Source organism: Aeromicrobium sp. Root495 (assembly GCF_001426755.1).
GTDB lineage: Bacteria > Actinomycetota > Actinomycetes > Propionibacteriales > Nocardioidaceae > Aeromicrobium.
On sequence record NZ_LMFJ01000002.1, the window covers coordinates 1 to 17,492 of the forward strand.

Consider the following 17,492-nt stretch of genomic DNA (forward strand, 5'->3'; position numbering starts at 1 on the left):
CCCGGTCCTACCGGACCACCGAGCCGGTCCGCGTCGTCTCCGAGCTGGAGGACTGGGTGGGCCACTCCCCCGAGCAGCTGCAGGCGATGCGCGACGGCCTGGAGGCGCTGCGGCGGCGAGGCGACGCCATCATCATCGACTGAAGGGGTCGCGTCACCGCGCGCGCTGGGCGCCGTCGATGACCTCCGACGCCCACGTGGTGACGTCGAGGCGGCGCTCACGGGCACCCTCGACCAGGAGCCGGTAGGCCTCGGCCATCTCGACGTCGCGCTGGTCGGCCAGGACTCCCTTGGCCTGCTCCACCAGGACCCGGCCGTCGAGCGCGCGGCGGAGCCGCTCGGACATCTCGTCGGACCCGACGTCGTTCGTGTGGAGGATCAGCATGGAGGCGATGTCGGCGAAGGCCTGGGCCACCGCGTCCTCCTCGGTGCCGAAGGGCTCGTCGGCACGACGGAAGATGCCCATGGCTCCGATCCCTTGCCCCTGCAGGACGAGCGGAGCCGCGTGCACCGAGTGGAAGCCCGAGCGAAGCATCGTGGATGCGAACTGCGGCCAGCGCGCACGCAGCTCACGCTCGCCGTGCGCCTGGAGCGAGGTGGCCGTGGCGTGCGCCTCGACGCACGGACCCTCGTCGACGTGCAGCTGGTGGGTCTCGAGCTCGGCCGCCTCGTGGCTCGAGGAGGCCAGGAGCTCGAGGTGCCCACCGGCGTCGACCAGAATGCCGGCCGCGTCGACCGCGAGGCCGGACAGGCAGCCCTGCAGGAGGTCGCCCAGGGCACCCACGACGTCGTGCGGCCTGGTCATCGAGGACGACGCCTCGGCCAGTGCCTGGGCAGCGCGTGCTGGTTCCATGTCAGTCACCCTCGATCGTGAAGTCTCGGAAGTTGATGCGGCGCTGGATGATCTGCCGGGCCACGTCGAGCAGCGTCGTGCCGTTGGCGAAGGCCTGGCCACGCAGCAGCGCCATGGCGTCCTCCGGCCGGACGCCGACCTGGGAGATCACCATGCCCGTGGCCTGGTGGACCTCGGCCCGCGCCGACCACGCCTCGGCGAGGAGGTCGTCGGTGAGCCCGAGGGCCGGGTCCTGGAGCAGGGCCGTGCCGAGCGCGACACCGAGGAACTCAGCCGTCCGGTGGTCGACCGGAGCCTCGGCGTCCTGCCGGTACGCGGTCAGTGTCCCGATGACGCGGTCGCGAGGACGCAGGGGCACCGCGATCATGGTGCCGGTGAAGCCGATCCGCTGGCCGTGCTCGTGCATGAGCGACCGCCGTCCGTCGCGGTGCTCGGTGAAGGCCGCGACCTGCACGGACTGCTCGCGGAGCGCGTCCTTGCTGGGCCCCTCGCCCACGGTCTCCTGCAGGTCCTCCAGCTGAGCCGCGAGATCGTCGGTGCTGGCCACGACCATGACCTGGCTCGAGGAGGCGACGCTGAGCGCAGCACCGTCGGCGTCGAGCATGCGTCGGCCGGCCTCGCACAGGCGGAGGGCGCCCGGGTCCATGGCGTGCAGGCTGGCCAGCACGGCAGCGAGCCGCGCGATCAGCGCCTGGTGCTCGTCAGTCACCGCTGGCCTCCGTCCGGGTCGCCTCGACGGTAGCGCCGGTGGCCGCGCATCGGCACCCCGGCACGGCCGGTCCGTTCACGGGATGGCGCGGGTGGACACCAGCTGCCCGGCGACGTCGACCAGACGGATGTTGTTGTCCTGGGAGAAGCGGCGCAGGACCGAGAACGCCTGCGAGGCGTCCAGGCCGAACCGTTCCATCAGCATTCCCTGCGCCTGTCCGATGACGGTCCTGGTCTCCAGGGCGGCGCGCATGCCCTCCTCGGCCCTCATCGCCGCCATGACCGCTGCGCTCTGGTCGGCCAGCACCTTGGCGATCTCCACCGACTCCCTCATGAACACGTCCTCCGACGTGCTGTACAGGTTGAGCGCACCGATCCGCCGGTCGCGGCCGTGCATGTCGGCCGACAGCACGCTGCGGACGCCGAGGGCCTCGGCTGCGGGGCCCCACCGGGGCCAGCGTCCGTCGTGGCCGACGGACCCGGAGACGGAGGACCTCAGGTCGGTGGCCGCGTCCACGCACGGACCCTCACCGAGCTCGTACTGGGCCAGGTCCACCTTCTCGACCATCGGGTCCGTCGCGCCGGTGGTCTCGAGCCGACCCTTGGTGTGGATGAGCGTGATGCCGCCGAAGCTGGCACCGAGACTGTCGACGGCGTACCGGATGAGATGGTCCGCGGTGTCGTCGAAGTCCTGGGCGTCTGTGAGCGCCGAGGCGAACTCGGCGAAGGTCTCCACGAAGTCGTTCATGCACTGCTCCTCAGCGCGAGAGAGGCAGTGACGGGCTGCCACAGGTTCCGTCGAACGTAGTACGCCCGGCACCCGCGGCGCCACTGCCCAGCGAGGTCGCACGACGAGTGGCCTGCCGTTCCCGGGGTACTCGGTCGTCAGAGGAAAGGAGCCGCCATGACGATCGCACCTGACGAGCCACTGGTCCCCGACCCGACACCGGGCGACCCCGACGACGTGCCCGAGCTGCCTGAGGACCCCGACCAGGCCCAGCCTGACGTGGTGCCCAGTCCGGGCCACCGCGCGAGCTAGAGGTCGTCTGCGGCACGACGGACGACGAGCAGCGCGACGTCGTCCGGAGAACCCTGCTCGGGGAGCAGGTCGCTCACGATCGTGATGCAGGCGGACTCCGCCGTCTGACGGGCCGAGAAGCTCCGGGTCACCAGGGCGAGACCGGCGTCGGGGTCGACGGGCCCGCCCGGCGTGAACCGTTGCTCGATGAGCCCGTCGGTGAAGAGGCAGAGCGAGCCGCGCCGTCCGATCTCGACCTCGGTGTCAGTGCGCACGACGTCGGGGACCAGGCCGAGGATGGCATCGGTCGGGACGTCGGCCGACGACGTGGGGCCGTCCGTCTGAGCCACCAGAGGGGGCCAGTGCCCCGCGCTGCTCATCGTGAAGGACTCGAAGGGCGGATGGCTCACCGCGAACAGCACCGACGCCAAGGTGCCCGACTCGAAGTGGCTGATCTTCTTGTCGAGCATCTGCAGGACCCGGGCCGGGCTCTCCTCGACGAGGGCGTACGAGCGCAGGGCGCTGCGGATGCGGCCCATCACCACGGCAGGCTGAAGTCCGTGCCCCAGGACGTCGCCCATCACGAAGCCGACGCGACCGCCGGGCAGGGGGAACACGTCGTACCAGTCGCCGCCGAGGTCGCCCTCGGCCGGGATGTAGCGACCCGCGACGTCGAGGCCCTCGATGGCGGGCGGGATGGTGGGGATCAGGCTGCGCTGCAGCACGAGCGCGGCGGTGTGGTGCTCGGCCAGCGACTGGTCCATGAACCACGACGACAGGTCGGCGGCGAGCTTCTCCAGCTGCTCCACGTCGGACCCGTCGAAGGTCCTCGGGACGAGCGAGCCGACGTGCAGCACGCCGAAGGCGGTGCCGTCGCGCAGGAGTGGCACACCGAGCAGGGACTGCAGCCCCCGGCGGCTCAGCATCGGGTTCACGACGTTCTGCTCGGTCACCTGCTCGAGCACCCGCGGCTTGCGGGTCGACACGATGGATCCCGCGAAGCCCTGACCGACCGGCACCCGTGCGCCCGTCCGCAGCGTGACGTCGAGCCCGGAGGACGCGAACGGCTCGAGGACCGAGCCGGTGGCGTCGAGCAGGAGCATCACGGCCGTGTCGGCGCCGAGCGACTCGCGGACCGAGGTGAGGAGCTGACGCAGCTCCGCCCCCGGGTCCAGCTTGGGTCGTGTGGACGACATCATCGGCACTCTTCTCTGACGAGGACGCGAGAGGCGAGGGCCGGCCGAGCATGCCACGACGTGGACCCGCGCTGCCCTCGTGGCTGAAGGTCAGTGGCCCAGTCTTGCACGATCGCCCGGAACGACCGAACCGCGCGGCTCGACGCACAGACGCCCCCGTCGCCAGCACAGTGGCTGCGGACGGGGGCGTCGTGAGGGTGGCGCTCAGGCGAGGGCGCTGAGCTCCTCCGCGTGCTCGAACGGCGTCTCGTCGCCGTCCTCCACCGCGGGCGCCTCCTGCTTGGTGACCAGCACGAGAGCGAGGACCGTGGCGAGGACGAGGGCGCCCAGGCCCCACCCGAAGGCCACCGTGTAGCCGTGGACCGTGCCGACCGCGAGGCTCTCGGGACCGTTCGCGGCCACGTAGCCGACCGTCGCCGAGGCGGCGATCGTGTTGAGGAGCGCGGTGCCCAGCGAGCCGCCGACCTGCTGCATCGTGTTCACGAGCGCGCTGGCCACACCCGCGTCGTGGTCCTCCACGCCGACGAGCGCGGTGCTCGAGAGCGAGACGAAGGCCAGGCCCATGCCGATGCTCATGACGACCTGCGCCGGGAGCACGTTGGTGAGGAAGCTCCCGTCGACCGTGATCTGCATGAAGAGCAGCATGCCGACGGCGGCCAGGCCCGTTCCGCCGACCATGAGCGGGCGGGGACCGAAGCGCGGCAGCAGCGAACTGGCCGCGCCGGCGCCCACCACGACGCCCACGCTGAAGGGCAGGAAGGCGAGGCCGGACTTCACGGCGGAGTACCCGAGGGTGCCCTGCATGTAGTAGACGAGGAAGAGGAACATCCCGAACAGCGCCATCCCGGTGAGCAGCGCGACCAGGAAGGCACCGGCACGGTTGCGCTCGGTGAAGACTCGCGTCGGGAGCAGCGGATCGGCCGTACGGTTCTCGATGACCACGAAGGCGACGAGCAGGACCACCGCGGCAACGAGGAGGCTGATCGTGCTGGGGGCGGACCAGCCGCTCTCGTTGGCCTGCGTGAAGCCGTAGACCAGCGCCACGAGACCGGCCGTGCTGGTGATGACGCCCGGCAGGTCGTAACGAGCCTTGCCCTCGGCGCGGCTCTCCCGCACGACGAGCACGGCGGCCACGGCGGTCGCGATCGCGATGGGCGTGTTGACCAGCAGGGTCCAACGCCACGAGGCGTACTCCGTGAGGACGCCTCCGAGGATGAGGCCGAGCGCTGCGCCGCCGCCGGAGATGCCGCCGTAGACGCCGAAGGCCTTGGCCCGCTCCTTGGGCTCGGTGAACGTGACCGTGATGAGGGAGAGAGCGGCCGGCGCCATGAGCGCGGCGAAGGCGCCCTGCAGGGCGCGGGCGCCGAACAGCTCGATCTGCGTCTGGGCGATGCCGCCGATGGCCGAGGCCACGCCGAAGCCGACCAGCCCGATCACGAAGGCTCGCTTGCGGCCGATGAAGTCGGCGATGCGACCACCCAGGAGAAGGAGGCCGCCGAAGGCCAGGGCGTACGCCGTGACGACCCACTGACGGTTGGCGTCGGAGATGCCCAGCGCCTCCTGGGCCGAGGGCAGGGCGATGTTCACGATGCTGGCGTCGAGCACGACGATCAGCTGGGCGACGGCGATGACGACGAGGGCGATCCAGCGCTTGGGGTCGGGCTCGACGGACGAGGAAGGTGGTTCGGTGTGGGTGGTGCTCATGATGTCTCTCCACGGTCTGGGTGAGTTTTTCGGAAGTCGAGAGAAACCGTACGGACCTAGATCGTCCGAGTCAAGATGATCTGAGTCGCATTCATCTGAGTTGACCCGATCTTCACCTGCGCGTATCCTGCAGGACATGGGAACCCACCGGTCAGCAGACGAGAACGCCGTCTCGTCCTGCGTGGGCGGGTTCCGGCCCGACGACCTCGCGTTCCTGCTCCACGCCGCGACCGACCGCATGGTCACCGAGGTCGACCGCGCTGCGGTCGAGATCGGCCTCAAGGATTCCCGCGACTGGTTCGTCCTCGCGGCACTCGACAGCGGCCAGAAGCACACCCAGCTCGAGCTGAGCCAGATGGTGTGCGTCGACAAGACCACCTTGATCGGCGTGCTCGACCGGCTCGAGAAGCTCGGCCTCATGGTGCGCACGGCCGACCCCAAGGACCGGCGCGTCCGGATCCCGCAGATCACGGCCAAGGGACGCAAGGTCCATGCCAAGTTCGCCGAGGCCCGCGACGCGGCCGAGGCCCGCGTCCTCGACGGCATGAGCTGCGAGCAGCGCACCCAGCTGCTCGACCTGCTCGCCCGAGTGGCCGACCGAGAGGCTGCGGCCTCGTCCTCGTGACGTCGGCTCAGCGACGCTCGAGCATCTCGACGAACACACGGGTGACGTCGTCGACGATGTCGGCCACGGTCGCGGGACCGAACCGTTCGATGTGCTCGAGGACCAGCTCGTTCACGCCGCCGAGGGCAGCGAGCATCCACGAGCGATCCACCCGGCGGACCTCGTCCGGGTAGGAGTCGGCCATGTCCTCGGCGATGACGGACAGCGAGTCGAGGTACAGGTCCATCGTCACCCGGCGTCGCGCCAGGGCCGAGGGGCCAGCCGCTGGAAGCTCGAGCAGCACCGCCGTGGTCATGCCGGGCGCTCGGGCCAACAGCTCGAGGAACTCGAGCGACATCGCACGGACTCGCGCCTGCCAGCCGAGTCCTGCGCTCACCGCTCGGGACTCAGCAGCCGCCACCACCCTCAGCTCCACGCGTGTCACGAGCTCGTACAGCACGAGGAAGCAGTCCAGCTTGTTGTCGAAGTGGGCGTAGATCACCGACTTCGAGGCGCGGGCCCGGGCCGCGACCTCCTGCATGGTCGTGGCGTTGTAGCCGATCTCCTCGATGCACTCGAGAAGGGCACTGAGGATCCTGCTGCGCTGCTCCGCCTCGGCAGCAACGCGATCGGCCGACGAGCGGACGGGGCGAGCCATGGCCGTCACCCTATCGGCAGACCCGACCACCCCAGCGAGAGAAATTAGTAGTACGCTGACGTACCGATAACCTTCTCGGGTTGACTGAGAGGCGCCGACATGGTGCTCCACCGCAACACCTCCGGACCCGTATCAGCCCGGTGGCCTCGATGACCGAACCTTCCGGCGACGTCCAGAGCGAGCGCCTGGCCATCGCGGCCATGTTGGCCATCGCGAACGGCGCGGGCCCGGACCACGAGTCCGTGAGCCGGATCCTGGACATGCTGGGGGCGCGGATCGGGCCGCCCGCCGCCATGGCCATGGTCACGGAGATCGCCGTCGGGCTGGTGCTGGGAGCGGCCGACATCCTGGACGTGGACGGGCGCGGACTCCTCGTCGACGCCTTCCGGACCCTCGCCGACGTCGCAGCGGCGGAATGACGTGCGACATCTTCTGCGCAAGCACGTGATGCCCCGGTTGATCGCTGCCCGCGACGGCCGGGTCGACCTCGGCCGGTTCGGGGCCTGGATGTTCCGGGGCGACGCGTTCCTTCCCGGCGAACAGCTCGTCCGCAAGCTCGAGCACCGCGTCCGGCGCCACGGCGTCGAGGTCCACGTCACGCTTCGCAAGGTCGACGGCCACGTCGTCGGTGTGATCTCGCGGCCCGTCGAGCACGGCGACCGACGACGAGCCGGCGGACCCGTCGACGTTGCACCCGCACCGGGGCACCATCGGGGCACCTCCTGAGACCTTGAGCTCGGAGCTCCTGACGCTGGGCTTGCCTTCAAGCGCTTGAACCTTGGTTCACTGGATCCATGACCCAGATGACCATCCAGGACGTCGCCCGGCAGAGCGGTCTTCCCGAGCCGACCTTGCGCTACTACGAGCAGGTCGGGCTCCTCGGTCCCATCGACCGCGACCCCAGCAGTGGGTATCGCCGCTACGGCGAGGCCGACCTCGACAGCGCTCAGGTGCTCTCCTGCCTGCGGACCATGGGTGTCGGGATCGAGGAGATGCGGACCTATCAGGCCAACCGTGCGGCCGGCGGGCCCGACGCGGCGGCCGCCCAGCGCGACCTGCTGCAGCGACACGCGCGACGGGTGGCGGAACAGATCGCCGCCCTGCGCGTCCACCAGGACTACCTGAAGGTGAAGTCAGCGCTGTGGGACGCCCGGTCCCTTGGCGACGCGGCGGCCGAGGCCGTCGCCATGCAGCGCGTCCTCGAGGTCACTCCGCGCCTGCAGGCGGTGGCCCGATGACCCGCGTCCTGGTGACCGGCGCCTCCGGCTACCTGGGGAGCTGGGTCGTCGCCGAGCTGGTGCGCAGCGGCGCCGACGTCCGCGCCACCGTGCGCACCGACCGCTCCGAGGCGTCCTTGCGTGACGACCTGCGCCGCGCCGGGCTGGACGCCGGGTCGGTCGAGGTCGTCCACACCTCGCTCACCTCCGACGAGGGCTGGCGTGACGCCGCGGCGGGGATCGAGGAGGTCCACCACGTCGCAGCCCCGATGATCCTGGGGACCGGAGCGGACGAGGTCGTGATCCCGGCCCGCGACGGGACCCTCCGCGTCCTGGGTGCCGCCCGGGACGCCGGGGTGCGACGCGTCGTCATGACCTCGTCGTTCGCCGCGATCGGCTACTCGCCCAAGCCGGTCCGCGACTACACCGAGGACGACTGGACCGACCCCGAGACGCCTGGGCTGGCCGCGTACCCGCTCGCGAAGACCGTCCAGGAACGAGCGGCCTGGGACTTCCTGGAGCAGGAGCGCGACGCCCCCGAGCTCGTCGTGATCAACCCGACCTGGATCGCCGGCCCGAGCCTGGGGACCGAGATCCGTTCCTCGCTCGACGTCATCGACGCGATGCTCAGCGGGACGCTGACCGTCGCTCCCCCGCAGCGCTTCGGCATCGTCGACGTGCGCGACGTCGCGGCTCTCCACCTCATGGCCATGGCCACGCCTGCTGCCGCAGGGCGGCGCTACCTGGCACTGGCCGACGGCCCCACCCGGACGTTCGCCGACGTCGGCCGGATCCTCCGCGACCGGCTCGGCCCACGCGCCGAGAAGGTCGCCGTCGCGCTGGCCGGCGACGAGGAGCCTCCTCCGCTCGTGATCCACAACGACCGCGCGCGCCACGAGCTCGGGTTCAGGCCGCGCGCCGTCGAGGACACGATCGCGGAGACGGGAGAGGACGTCCTCCGGATCCGGTCCGCCTGAACCCGCAGGCCGACGGGAGGCCGTCCACGCCGACGCCGAGCCGACGCCGAGCACCGGGCGGCTGGTCGATCCCGGACCAGCGCTGCCGAGCCTGGCCAGGAGGCGGGGCCTCGGCGTCCCGCCTACGTTCGAGGAATGACTTCCTCGTCGGCGGTCGACCGCCGGAACCTCGTTCGTGTCTCCCTATCCTCGGGCGTGGTCGTGACGCTCCTGCAGACCGCCACCGCCGTCCTCGGACTGCGCCGCGGACGACGCGACTACGCCGACGCGGCCTGGGGGCCGGGCCTCGCGGCGGTGGCCGTGACGAGCGCCGTCGTCGGCAACGGATCGCGCGCACGCCGGTGGACCACGGCTGCGCTGGTGACGGCGTGGGCGGCGCGACTGGAGAGCGTGATGCTCGGGCGGCTCCGCTCGAGCGACGAGGAGGACTCCCGGTACACCGACTTCCTCGAGGGTGACGGCACCGCCAAGGTCGTCGCGAAGGTCTTCGCCACCCAGGCCGTGGCCCAGCTGCTGGTGTCGGCGCCCGTCCAGGTCAGCGCCGCGTCCGCCACCCGAGGTCGACGTCGGTGGCTGTTCCCGCTCGGCGTCGCCGTGGCGGTCGGGGGCGCGGTGGTGGAGGCCGTCGCAGACCGGCAGAAGTCGGCGTTCATGGAGCAGCCGAGGGACCAGCGGCCCGACGTCCTCGACACCGGCCTGTGGGGCATCTCCCGCCACCCGAACTACCTCGGCGACTCCCTCGTCTGGGACGGAGTCTGGATCGCCGGCGCGGCCTCGGCCCCCCCGCTCCTCACCCTTCCCGCGCCCACGGCGATGAGCTACTTCCTCATGTACGCGACCGGTGCCAAGCGCACCGAGGAGCACATGGAGGAGCGGGACGGCTACCGCGACTACCAGCGCCGCGTGCCGTTCTTCTTCCCCTGGCCGCGTCGAGGCTGAGGCCTTGCCGGCGGCGGCTTCATCGCCACGGCCTCTCAAGCTGACGCAGCGTCTCGAGCCTTCGCCGGCCAACGGATCCTCGGCGGGCCGTTGCAGGGGCAAACCTGGCGCGGGAAGGAGGGGCTCGCCGACCGGCTCGGCGCGGAACGACTGCAGGACCGCGAGAGCCACCAGGTCGTCCAGCACGCCGCTCAGATTCTTGCGGACCAGGCGCGGACCAACGAGCCTTCAAACAGCCCTGACCGGCGGTCATGTCACTCGTCAGTAGTACCAGGGGAAAGGCGAACCAGCTGATTGGCGGTTGTTGACCGCTGCTGGCCCTCGATGAACCGTTGCGATTCGAGGGGTAGTCCGTAGTTGAACAGCGTTGGCTTGTACTGGGCCCGTTGGGCCTGATCGACTCCGTTGCGGACATTTTGCGGACTGACGTCTTCGTGACACTGGGTTGGGGTCGTGACGTCGATGCCATCGCGAAGCGTGTCCGATTCAACCGACACACGTCGGCGCCCAGAGGCGGAATCTTCCAGTTGTCCCCACACGACGTGGGCGGTGGCCCCTCGAACGTCCGCAATCGTGCAGAGGTCCGCACAGCAGGCAGAGGCTAGGTCTGGCTCTTCGGTGCCCGGGGTAGCGGCTCGGACAGGTAGTCCAGGTCGAGGTCTTCGCTGTTGTTGGCCCTCGAGAGCGGGAACTCGTCCACTGGGATCGGTTCGGCACTGACCGATGCGATGATCGCGCGGACGCCGCATTGGTCGGCTGCCTGTTCGCAGCGCTGCGCCCAAGCGTCAAGGAGGTACTGCCAGAGCCAGTACCGGTGCTCCATGGGGGTGGTGGGCCGGTTAAGGATGTCGGCGATAGTTGCCTCCTTGCCGATGGCGGGCTGTCCGGGCGCCAGGGAGAGGGAGGTGCGGAGTTCGGCGGGTTCGGCGGGGAGATTGTCGTCGGCCCTGGGATAAGGCAGGACACCTTCGTTGAAGATGACTACGAGGCTGAGGTCGTAGGGCGCGTTGAGCCATCCGCCGTTGTTCTGCGCTTCGACGCGGATGGCGTAGATGTGGGTGAGGAGCTTACCGAGAGGGGTGGCTTCCTTGCGGGCCTTCGAGGCCAGGATGTCGCGGAGCGGCTGGAGGGTCCAGACGACTTCGTCGGGGAACGCGAAGCGTCCGAACTTGCGCGAGACGGTGCCGGCGAACCGGCGGGTGTCATGGTCGGTGTGGACGCCGGGGGTGCGGGTCTTATCGGCGAGGGCGTTCTTGTGGACAGTGGTAATGGTGTCTAGATCGGCGAAGTGGCCCGGATCGAGCTGAGGGAGGGCGGCGTACGCAATGCGCTTGCCGTTGAGCGCCTCTGCGCGGGCGGTTCCGTCGAGGCGGACGACTGGTGCGACATGGATGTGGTCCTTCGACGGCTGCGATGTGTCGCAGGACTGACTGATGACGGCGATGCCGAGGGGGGTATCGACGCGGCGGGGCTTGCCTCCGGCGTCTACGACGTAGAGGTGGTCAAGGTTGAACACGTCGGCCTGTCGCCAGCCTGAGCAATCGGTGAGCTCGGCAGGAGCGGGAGTATTGATGTTCGCGGAAGCGGCGGCAGGAGCGGAAGGGTTCGCGGGGGCCGCGACAACGGGCTTCTTTTTCGCTGGCCGGCGTTCACGCCACGCCGATGCCAGTGACTTCACGCGTCGGTCGCCGCGCCTTCCTTGCCGGCGCCGGCCTTCTCCTCGGCCGTGAACGGCTCACCCCACGGGAGTCCGTTCGCGGCGACTCGGTCGCGCTGGAAAGCGCTGAGAATGCTCCTCCCGTCCTCTCCGGGTGACAATAACGCGGCCCGGGTGGCGTCAGGGGTCTCGCCCTTTGCGGCGGCGACGGCGGCCGCGAAGTTACGCAGGGCGCGCTCGTTCGCGGCGTTGACCCGACCGCCGTTCGCCCAGAGGTGAACAGCGCGCCTGGACACTCCGAAGACCTTGCCGAGCTGGTCCCAGGTCAGGCCGGACTGTTCCTTCACCCACAGCACTTCATTCTGGCTGGTGCGCGCGGCTGGCGCCTGTGAACGGATCTGCGTGGTGGTGACTTCGGTGTCGGACTGGGTCGGGCTGAGGGCCTCCCAAGCGATGAAGCTGGTCGCGGTGTTGTCGGAGTGGTCGCCGATGATGACCGAGGACAAGGTGCCGTCATGGGCTACACCGATGGCTGGCACGCCAACCAGGGTGCTCGCCGCGGTGAGGGTGGTGAGGGCCAGGAACGCTGCCGGCCCAGCCACCTTGCGCAGAGCGGGTTCGGTTCGGGCGTTTTCGTGCGGGAATGGTGCAAGGGTCATCAGATGTCACCTCCGAATGCTTGAAGGAATGAGGGTTCGACGGCCCAGCGGAAAAACTGGTAGGCCTTGAGCGCGAGTTCGCCAGTAACGCCGGCGATGTCATCACCGGCGTATGTGCCGGGGTGCCAGGCGTGAAACGAGTCCATGTCGAGGAGCCAAGAGTTGCCGGCAGTTGGAGGCAGTGTGGCGTCGTGGGTCATTCCTGCAGGCATCAGCCCCCAGCGAGCGGTGAAGCCTTTGTCGTCCTCAAACTGGTACAGCGCTTCGCTCATGGAGCGCAGCAGCGCCGCTTTGCTTGAGTGCACGCCAACCAGGCCGCTGATCTCGGAGCGGAGGTATGTCACGAGATTGTCCAGCACGTGGGGCTGCTCGACACGGTTGAGGAAGCGCACCCCGATGCGTTCGACGGATGGAGGAGCACCTACCGACCTGAACGTCTCCCACGCTTCTTGGAGGCGTGCGGTGAAGTGGCTACGGCTTTCGTAGGCTTCGGTCTCGATACTCATGAAGTTGGTCGAGAACGACACTGTCCAAGTGTTGTCGGCGCTGCGCAGCCTCCAGACCTTCACTCCGCCCATGCCGGCGGTGACGCCGTCGGGACCAATCATGATGTTGGCTTCCTCGCCGGCCTCGAAGTGCGGGTAGTCCTCGGACAGGGCGGTGGCCACGTCGAGCGCGAAAGCGTCGGGTGAACGTAGGAAGCGGGTGTACTGCGGGAACCGCACCTGAGCTAGGACGCGCACGAGCGGTGCGGCCGGCAGGGGTACGTCGCCGGGGCTGGGGTTGTCGAACGGTCCGTGCAAGGGTTCCTCCACGCTTCACAGTCTACTTCACACTATGACGGATGGGTGTGACAAGTCGTTGGTCGCGCCGAGAACCATGATCGACCTACTGCCTGGCGTCAGGCCAAGGCGACTGCCCTAGACTTCGCGTGCGCGGGGCCACCCGAGGGGAAGGCTTCTGTGTAGAAGTGCTTAGCACCTTTGGCTGCGTCATGGTGGATTACCATGCATGGCATGGCGAGTGAATTGTCGGCATCGTCGACCACGCGAAATCTGCGTCGCGCACCCTCAACTGCAGCAGGAGTCGATCCGTCATGAAACGACCAAAGCCTGCAGCGAAACTCGAACTCGACCATGAGCTCCCGCCAGAACCGTCGCCCTCCGATGAGTGGCTTAAGTCGTTCGAGCGTCGGACGTATCTGACGTTTGTGAGTCGAGCGCGAGCATCGGAGCGGCTCGCGCTGCGAGGAATGCTGTGGATGATTTCGTTGTCCGTTGCTTCGGCGACGGCCGTTTGCGCTTCGGTCTACTCGCTTGCCAGTTCCACTAGACCGGTGTCCAACTCGGACGTTGGTGCGGCTCTTTTCTCCGTAATCACACTTGTGCTGTCCTTAATTGTTGCCGTGCTCAAATATGAGAGCCGATCGCGAGACCTCTTTCATAGCTTTCGGGCCATACAGAAAGTTTCTTCCGAGGCAGAAGTCTGGCAAGTCCGTGGCGGCAAGCTCGCGACACAGCATGATTGCTTGAACCTAAACGCGTCGTATCAGGACGCGCTCGATAAGTCTGAGAATCACACACCGCTAGATTTTTATCGAGCGATGACGATTCGCGAAGGCGACAATGAAGCGCGAGATAGGAAGCTTCAAAATGAGGCGCGCTTCCGGCAGGGGCTGCTGACAGCATTGCCAATTCTCATAACGCTGGCGAGTCTCCTCTGGCTCGGAAAAATTGCTCTCGACCTCTTGCGATGAACGTTCAGGCAAATGCCGCATTCAGATCCAGGACGACCCAACGGGCACTACGTCACCGTCTGCTAAGCAGCGTGCCCAGCTCGCACGGTGTCGGCCTCGATGGCATCGTTCCGAGTTCGGTCGACGAATGGTCCAGAAGCCGCCAAGAGCTGTTGGTCAAAGAGGTCTCGAGCGCAATGCGAGCCGGAAAGTTTCGCTTCACGAACTATCGTGAAGGTCTCGCCTCGAGGGGTCGAGACCGCCCTCCAAGAGTTTTCGCCATCCCCACCGTCCGGGATCGGCTCGCCCTATCCGCGATGAAGGACTGCCTCGCTGACGTCTACCTCCACAGGGGCCCTGAACCACCTCAGCGCAAAATCAACCGGGTCGTCGATGCGGTCAACTCTGGTGCTTACAGCCATTACCTGAAGATCGATATCCAAGATTATTTCGGCTCGATCCAGCACGATGTGCTCCTTCGGCGCGTCCGGCGCCAGGTTCGGACCGATCGGCTGCTTGATCTGATTGATCGCGCGTTGCGGAACCCAACCGTTGCGTTCGGACAGAGAAGCGGCGGCCTCACATCAGCGTCCTCGGGCCTACCACTTGGACTCTCCATCTCATCGCTACTTGCCGAACTTTACCTCAGCGATTTTGACCTTCAGCATAAGTCCAGAGCCTATTTTCGCTATGTAGACGACATCCTTGTACTCAGTTCCGGCGCTCCGGCTTCATTAACAGGAATGCAAAATGATCTTCGATCGATTGGACTCTCGACGCACCCTTTAGGCACTCCTGGCAAGTGCGAGGAAGGTCGGATCTCATCGGGATTCCAGTATTTGGGGTATCAGTTTAACGGACGGTCGGTTAACGTTTCTGATGCTGGTATCCGAAAGATCGAGAGCCAACTTGCAAGGCTCATCTCGCAGGCAGGTAAAACGCTGGTCGACCCTCAAGCAGATCGAGAGAGGAAGCGGCTCCTTTGGCGCCTTGACCTCCTCATAGGTGGGTGCGTGATTGACGGATACGCACGCGGCTGGATCCGCTATTACAATCGGGTAGACGCCCTTCATGAACTTGCTCGACTAGATTCGCTCGTCGACAAGCTCCTGCGCCGCTATGCCCTTCTCGGTTCACCGAAACCTAAGCGCTTCATCTCAGCGTTCTGGGCAAGCAAGGACAACCTCCGGTTCCGGCACTACGCATTCGATCTGGACGCCATTACGCCGGGAAGGGCGCGCCGCGAGCTTGTCGACCTTGAAGGACTTCAGCCCACGACCGTGACGAGGATGTCCGACACTGAGGCGATGAGGACATACCGACGCCTCGTGCGCCGCCACGTTCTCGAGATGGAGCGTGACCTAGAGCCTGCTTCCTAAACGCAGCCTGCAGTTGGCGGGGCAACTACGAGGGCAGAAGGAGCTGATGAGTCAACGAAGTCGGACGCCGCCGTTCGTCCGATGCAGCATGGCGACGTTGTCGCAGGCGACGCTACGCCGGTTTGTTTCGTCGCACCAGATTGCTACGCCCGGACCGCAAACACTGAAGGAGAGCTGGTCTTCATGACGTTGTCGCCCCTGCATATGGCGATGGGCGAGCCTGACGGTCTACTGGACCTTGCGCTGATCCGTCGCGCGTGCGCTGAGGGGGTGGCCGAGAGCGACCGTTTGGAGTGGAAGGGCTCGTACCCACTCTCAGATACAAGGTCCCAGGAGCAGCGTGTGCACGAGCAGGCAGAGATGGCCAAAGACTTAGCGGCGATGGCGAACGGTTCCGGCGGTCTGGTTCTGTACGGCGTCGAAGAGGATCGCCAGACGGATGCTTCATGCGCGTCAAACATCAAGTCGGTGGGGCCCGTCGACGAGCGGAAGGTACGGACTCTCAAACAGGTGGCGAGCAACCTCATCTACCCGCCGGTCGTTGGGTTGGACGTGCGTGTCCTGGACGAACTCGACACGAGCGACGTGGTTGTCGCGGTGAGCGTGCCAGCGAGCCCGGACTCACCGCACCTCATCCGTCCGAAGAACAGTGACCTTTTTGGGGTGCCGTGGCGCAACGGGTCCGACACTGAGTGGATGGTAGAGCGACAGATCGAGTCCGCCTACCGGGCCCGGTTCGACCAGCGACGTCAACGTGACGCTGATCTGACCCACCTGTTCGACGAGACCGTGAGCGCGTACACAGACTCAGCACCGTGGCTCGTCGTTGTCGCGTCGCCTGTGCAGCCGCGCTCTTCCCGGCAGCGGATGGATAAGACGACGGCGTCATACATCTTCGGCACCGCCTGGGCGCGCACCGCCCCGGCCCCACCTGCAATTTCGCCGGCGTGGATGCTGTCCGGTGCCGAGGTGCGCGCTGGTCTGCGACGGTTTCGTCAGTCGACCACCCCGGGCAACGCTGGGCCAGGCCGAGTGCGCGGGCTCGCTGAGGTGCACAACGACGGTTCCGTCGTCTTTGCCATGACCCGGGGCGGCTTCTACGGACCGCAAGACAATGATCCGTTCGTCGGGCCCACCCTTGGCGACACAGATATCGACGACGCCTGCGAGGCGCTCTTTCACCTGCTGTGGATGACCACCCAACAGCTCGGCATCAACTCCGACTACACGCTCAAGCTGGCGGTCCTGCCAGCCGACTCCACATTCCGGAGGCGTAACTACAGGGGCGGCTTCGACCACGTGAAAGCGCAGGATCAGACGTCGAAGTTCTTGCCAGTCCTGTCTGATGTTCCGATAACGCTTGGCCGTGACCAGACCGCCGAGGCGATCGTGGACGTAGCCCGCGACGCCCGCCATCAGCTCAACTCGGACACCATCCTGGACGCCAGCAGCCTCGGCCTGGCCATCGACCTGGACGACTAACCGGACCCAGCCCCGCCCAAGGCTCTCCGCCGCCCAAAACTTCAGCGCGATCATTCCGCATCTAAAGGGGCCCGAGGTGGGTGAGGCGTGCTGGCGGCCTATCGCCCGAAGTCACCAAACGAGCCCGCTCAACGGTCGCAGATCGCCACGCGCTCTCAGAATCCCGAGAGGACCGGCCGAGGGAGACAGGCCGCACCAGATCCGCGGGTCGAGCCCGCGAGCGAAGCCGCTCATGCCTAAAGCTTGCTCGGCGACTAGCCTGCCTGGTCGGCATTACCCTCTCGCCTTCAACCCCAAGGAGCCAGGTGCCTAGAACAAGGGGACTTAGAACTGAGGCAGCGCCAACAAATTGTTGGTCCAGACCCCATCCGCGTAGGTCCGCAGATAGGCCGCGCCGCCGGTAGGGTGCACAGTGCCGACGTCAGCGCGATCCGCACCACTTCCCATGTAGGCCGTGCCGTCCTTGTTGTCGATCCAGTCGACCATCGTCGCCTTGGTCGAGTTGTTGACCTCCCCATCGCCGAGGCTCCGCCACCTGTAGTCAGTGATGTTCTCGTGGCCGCCGCCGGCAAGGCGAATGTGGGTAATTTGAACTGCCATGTCGTCTCCTCCTAAATTCTGCGAATCCTGTTCCGAGCCTTCCGCCTTGCAGTGACAGTTTCCGATCATTCACTACCTGCAAGTTTGTCCGCGCCGTCAGACATCGT

The 17,492-nt window shown here is 67.2% G+C and carries 20 protein-coding genes; 10 read left to right on the forward strand and 10 right to left on the reverse strand.

Annotation, left to right across the window (positions count from 1 at the left end):
- Positions 1-153 precede the first annotated feature (153 nt).
- The 3 genes from ASD11_RS14120 to ASD11_RS14130 form a co-directional block, all read right to left on the reverse strand.
- Positions 154-852: an ANTAR domain-containing protein gene (locus ASD11_RS14120; RefSeq protein WP_056288949.1), complete on the reverse strand. Its 699-nt coding sequence runs from the start codon at positions 850-852 to the stop codon at positions 154-156.
- A gap of 1 nt (position 853) precedes the next feature.
- Positions 854-1,561 carry an ANTAR domain-containing protein gene (locus tag ASD11_RS14125; RefSeq protein WP_056288953.1) on the reverse strand — a complete coding sequence of 236 codons (708 nt, stop codon included), beginning with the start codon at positions 1,559-1,561 and terminating at the stop codon, positions 854-856.
- Between the two features lie 75 nt (positions 1,562-1,636).
- Positions 1,637-2,308, reverse strand: a complete 672-nt coding sequence (locus ASD11_RS14130; RefSeq protein ID WP_056288955.1) for a GAF and ANTAR domain-containing protein — start codon at positions 2,306-2,308, stop codon at positions 1,637-1,639.
- A 156-nt stretch (positions 2,309-2,464) separates the two neighbouring features.
- Here ASD11_RS14130 and ASD11_RS18830 point away from each other — a divergent pair, with 156 nt between their 5' ends.
- Positions 2,465-2,599 (forward strand): hypothetical protein, encoded by a 135-nt coding sequence (locus ASD11_RS18830; protein WP_268750716.1) that lies wholly within the window; start codon positions 2,465-2,467, stop codon positions 2,597-2,599.
- Here ASD11_RS18830 and ASD11_RS14135 read toward each other — a convergent pair.
- The gene (locus tag ASD11_RS14135) at positions 2,596-3,777 is read right to left on the reverse strand and encodes a PP2C family protein-serine/threonine phosphatase (RefSeq protein ID WP_056288957.1); all 1,182 of its coding nucleotides are present in this window, start codon (positions 3,775-3,777) and stop codon (positions 2,596-2,598) included. The genes ASD11_RS18830 and ASD11_RS14135 overlap by 4 nt on opposite strands.
- 201 nt (positions 3,778-3,978) lie before the next feature.
- The gene (locus ASD11_RS14140; RefSeq protein ID WP_056288960.1) at positions 3,979-5,478 is read right to left on the reverse strand and encodes an MFS transporter; all 1,500 of its coding nucleotides are present in this window, start codon (positions 5,476-5,478) and stop codon (positions 3,979-3,981) included.
- A 136-nt stretch (positions 5,479-5,614) separates the two neighbouring features.
- Here ASD11_RS14140 and ASD11_RS14145 point away from each other — a divergent pair, with 136 nt between their 5' ends.
- Positions 5,615-6,103 (forward strand): MarR family winged helix-turn-helix transcriptional regulator, encoded by a 489-nt coding sequence (locus tag ASD11_RS14145; RefSeq protein ID WP_056288962.1) that lies wholly within the window; start codon positions 5,615-5,617, stop codon positions 6,101-6,103.
- 7 nt (positions 6,104-6,110) lie between these two features.
- On the opposite strand, the gene ASD11_RS14150 is transcribed toward ASD11_RS14145, so the two are convergent.
- A complete protein-coding gene (locus ASD11_RS14150) occupies positions 6,111-6,740 on the reverse strand; it encodes a TetR/AcrR family transcriptional regulator (RefSeq protein ID WP_156464781.1) in 630 nt (209 codons plus the stop codon).
- A 149-nt stretch (positions 6,741-6,889) separates the two neighbouring features.
- Here ASD11_RS14150 and ASD11_RS14155 point away from each other — a divergent pair, with 149 nt between their 5' ends.
- The 5 genes from ASD11_RS14155 to ASD11_RS14175 all read left to right on the forward strand — a co-directional run bounded on the left by ASD11_RS14155 (position 6,890) and on the right by ASD11_RS14175 (position 9,873).
- Entirely contained in the window at positions 6,890-7,159 is a 270-nt protein-coding gene (locus ASD11_RS14155) for a hypothetical protein (protein ID WP_156464782.1), read from the forward strand.
- A gap of 1 nt (position 7,160) precedes the next feature.
- Complete coding sequence (locus ASD11_RS14160) at positions 7,161-7,466, forward strand: hypothetical protein (protein WP_156464783.1); 306 nt, start codon at positions 7,161-7,163, stop codon at positions 7,464-7,466.
- A gap of 68 nt (positions 7,467-7,534) precedes the next feature.
- Complete coding sequence (locus tag ASD11_RS14165; RefSeq protein WP_056288973.1) at positions 7,535-7,978, forward strand: MerR family transcriptional regulator; 444 nt, start codon at positions 7,535-7,537, stop codon at positions 7,976-7,978.
- Positions 7,975-8,934, forward strand: coding sequence for an NAD-dependent epimerase/dehydratase family protein (locus ASD11_RS14170; protein WP_056288977.1), 960 nt, complete (start codon positions 7,975-7,977; stop codon positions 8,932-8,934). Before ASD11_RS14165 ends, ASD11_RS14170 begins: the two co-directional genes overlap by 4 nt.
- 135 nt (positions 8,935-9,069) lie before the next feature.
- Positions 9,070-9,873 (forward strand): DUF1295 domain-containing protein, encoded by an 804-nt coding sequence (locus ASD11_RS14175; RefSeq protein ID WP_056288980.1) that lies wholly within the window; start codon positions 9,070-9,072, stop codon positions 9,871-9,873.
- A gap of 601 nt (positions 9,874-10,474) precedes the next feature.
- Here ASD11_RS14175 and ASD11_RS14180 read toward each other — a convergent pair.
- Genes ASD11_RS14180 through ASD11_RS14190 form a run of 3 tightly spaced genes read right to left on the reverse strand, consistent with a single transcriptional unit; the run spans position 10,475 to position 13,004 of the window.
- The gene (locus ASD11_RS14180; RefSeq protein WP_156464784.1) at positions 10,475-11,551 is read right to left on the reverse strand and encodes a hypothetical protein; all 1,077 of its coding nucleotides are present in this window, start codon (positions 11,549-11,551) and stop codon (positions 10,475-10,477) included.
- A complete protein-coding gene (locus tag ASD11_RS14185; RefSeq protein ID WP_156464785.1) occupies positions 11,548-12,189 on the reverse strand; it encodes a hypothetical protein in 642 nt (213 codons plus the stop codon). The genes ASD11_RS14180 and ASD11_RS14185 overlap by 4 nt, the downstream gene beginning before the upstream one ends.
- Entirely contained in the window at positions 12,189-13,004 is an 816-nt protein-coding gene (locus ASD11_RS14190; RefSeq protein WP_082554459.1) for a TIGR04255 family protein, read from the reverse strand. Before ASD11_RS14190 ends, ASD11_RS14185 begins: the two co-directional genes overlap by 1 nt.
- A 281-nt stretch (positions 13,005-13,285) precedes the next feature.
- Here ASD11_RS14190 and ASD11_RS18230 point away from each other — a divergent pair, with 281 nt between their 5' ends.
- The 3 genes from ASD11_RS18230 (at position 13,286) to ASD11_RS14195 (ending at position 16,785) form a co-directional block, all read left to right on the forward strand.
- Positions 13,286-13,945, forward strand: a complete 660-nt coding sequence (locus ASD11_RS18230; protein ID WP_156464786.1) for an SLATT domain-containing protein — start codon at positions 13,286-13,288, stop codon at positions 13,943-13,945.
- Positions 13,946-14,121: 176 nt separating this feature from the next.
- Positions 14,122-15,303, forward strand: a complete 1,182-nt coding sequence (locus ASD11_RS17840) for a reverse transcriptase domain-containing protein (RefSeq protein ID WP_268750721.1) — start codon at positions 14,122-14,124, stop codon at positions 15,301-15,303.
- A 210-nt stretch (positions 15,304-15,513) separates the two neighbouring features.
- The gene (locus tag ASD11_RS14195) at positions 15,514-16,785 is read left to right on the forward strand and encodes an AlbA family DNA-binding domain-containing protein (RefSeq protein WP_235503388.1); all 1,272 of its coding nucleotides are present in this window, start codon (positions 15,514-15,516) and stop codon (positions 16,783-16,785) included.
- A 324-nt stretch (positions 16,786-17,109) separates the two neighbouring features.
- Here the strand turns inward: ASD11_RS14195 and ASD11_RS14200 are convergent, their stop codons facing one another.
- Complete coding sequence (locus tag ASD11_RS14200; protein WP_056288995.1) at positions 17,110-17,385, reverse strand: DUF3892 domain-containing protein; 276 nt, start codon at positions 17,383-17,385, stop codon at positions 17,110-17,112.
- Positions 17,386-17,492: the final 107 nt, after the last annotated feature.

Bases quoted from the DNA above. Each gene is read 5' to 3' on its own strand.
- ASD11_RS18230 (WP_156464786.1), top strand. From the start codon at position 13,286: ATGAAACGACCAAAGCCTGCAGCGAAACTCGAACTCGACCATGAGCTC.
- ASD11_RS14195 (WP_235503388.1), top strand. From the start codon at position 15,514: ATGGGCGAGCCTGACGGTCTACTGGACCTTGCGCTGATCCGTCGCGCG.
- ASD11_RS14135 (WP_056288957.1), bottom strand. From the start codon at position 3,777: ATGATGTCGTCCACACGACCCAAGCTGGACCCGGGGGCGGAGCTGCGT.
- ASD11_RS14130 (WP_056288955.1), bottom strand. From the start codon at position 2,308: ATGAACGACTTCGTGGAGACCTTCGCCGAGTTCGCCTCGGCGCTCACA.
- ASD11_RS14150 (WP_156464781.1), bottom strand. From the start codon at position 6,740: ATGGCTCGCCCCGTCCGCTCGTCGGCCGATCGCGTTGCTGCCGAGGCG.
- ASD11_RS17840 (WP_268750721.1), top strand. From the start codon at position 14,122: ATGCGAGCCGGAAAGTTTCGCTTCACGAACTATCGTGAAGGTCTCGCC.
- ASD11_RS18830 (WP_268750716.1), top strand. From the start codon at position 2,465: ATGACGATCGCACCTGACGAGCCACTGGTCCCCGACCCGACACCGGGC.
- ASD11_RS14200 (WP_056288995.1), bottom strand. From the start codon at position 17,385: ATGGCAGTTCAAATTACCCACATTCGCCTTGCCGGCGGCGGCCACGAG.
- ASD11_RS14145 (WP_056288962.1), top strand. From the start codon at position 5,615: ATGGGAACCCACCGGTCAGCAGACGAGAACGCCGTCTCGTCCTGCGTG.
- ASD11_RS14140 (WP_056288960.1), bottom strand. From the start codon at position 5,478: ATGAGCACCACCCACACCGAACCACCTTCCTCGTCCGTCGAGCCCGAC.
- ASD11_RS14170 (WP_056288977.1), top strand. From the start codon at position 7,975: ATGACCCGCGTCCTGGTGACCGGCGCCTCCGGCTACCTGGGGAGCTGG.
- ASD11_RS14185 (WP_156464785.1), bottom strand. From the start codon at position 12,189: ATGACCCTTGCACCATTCCCGCACGAAAACGCCCGAACCGAACCCGCT.
- ASD11_RS14175 (WP_056288980.1), top strand. From the start codon at position 9,070: ATGACTTCCTCGTCGGCGGTCGACCGCCGGAACCTCGTTCGTGTCTCC.
- ASD11_RS14155 (WP_156464782.1), top strand. From the start codon at position 6,890: ATGACCGAACCTTCCGGCGACGTCCAGAGCGAGCGCCTGGCCATCGCG.
- ASD11_RS14120 (WP_056288949.1), bottom strand. From the start codon at position 852: ATGGAACCAGCACGCGCTGCCCAGGCACTGGCCGAGGCGTCGTCCTCG.
- ASD11_RS14165 (WP_056288973.1), top strand. From the start codon at position 7,535: ATGACCCAGATGACCATCCAGGACGTCGCCCGGCAGAGCGGTCTTCCC.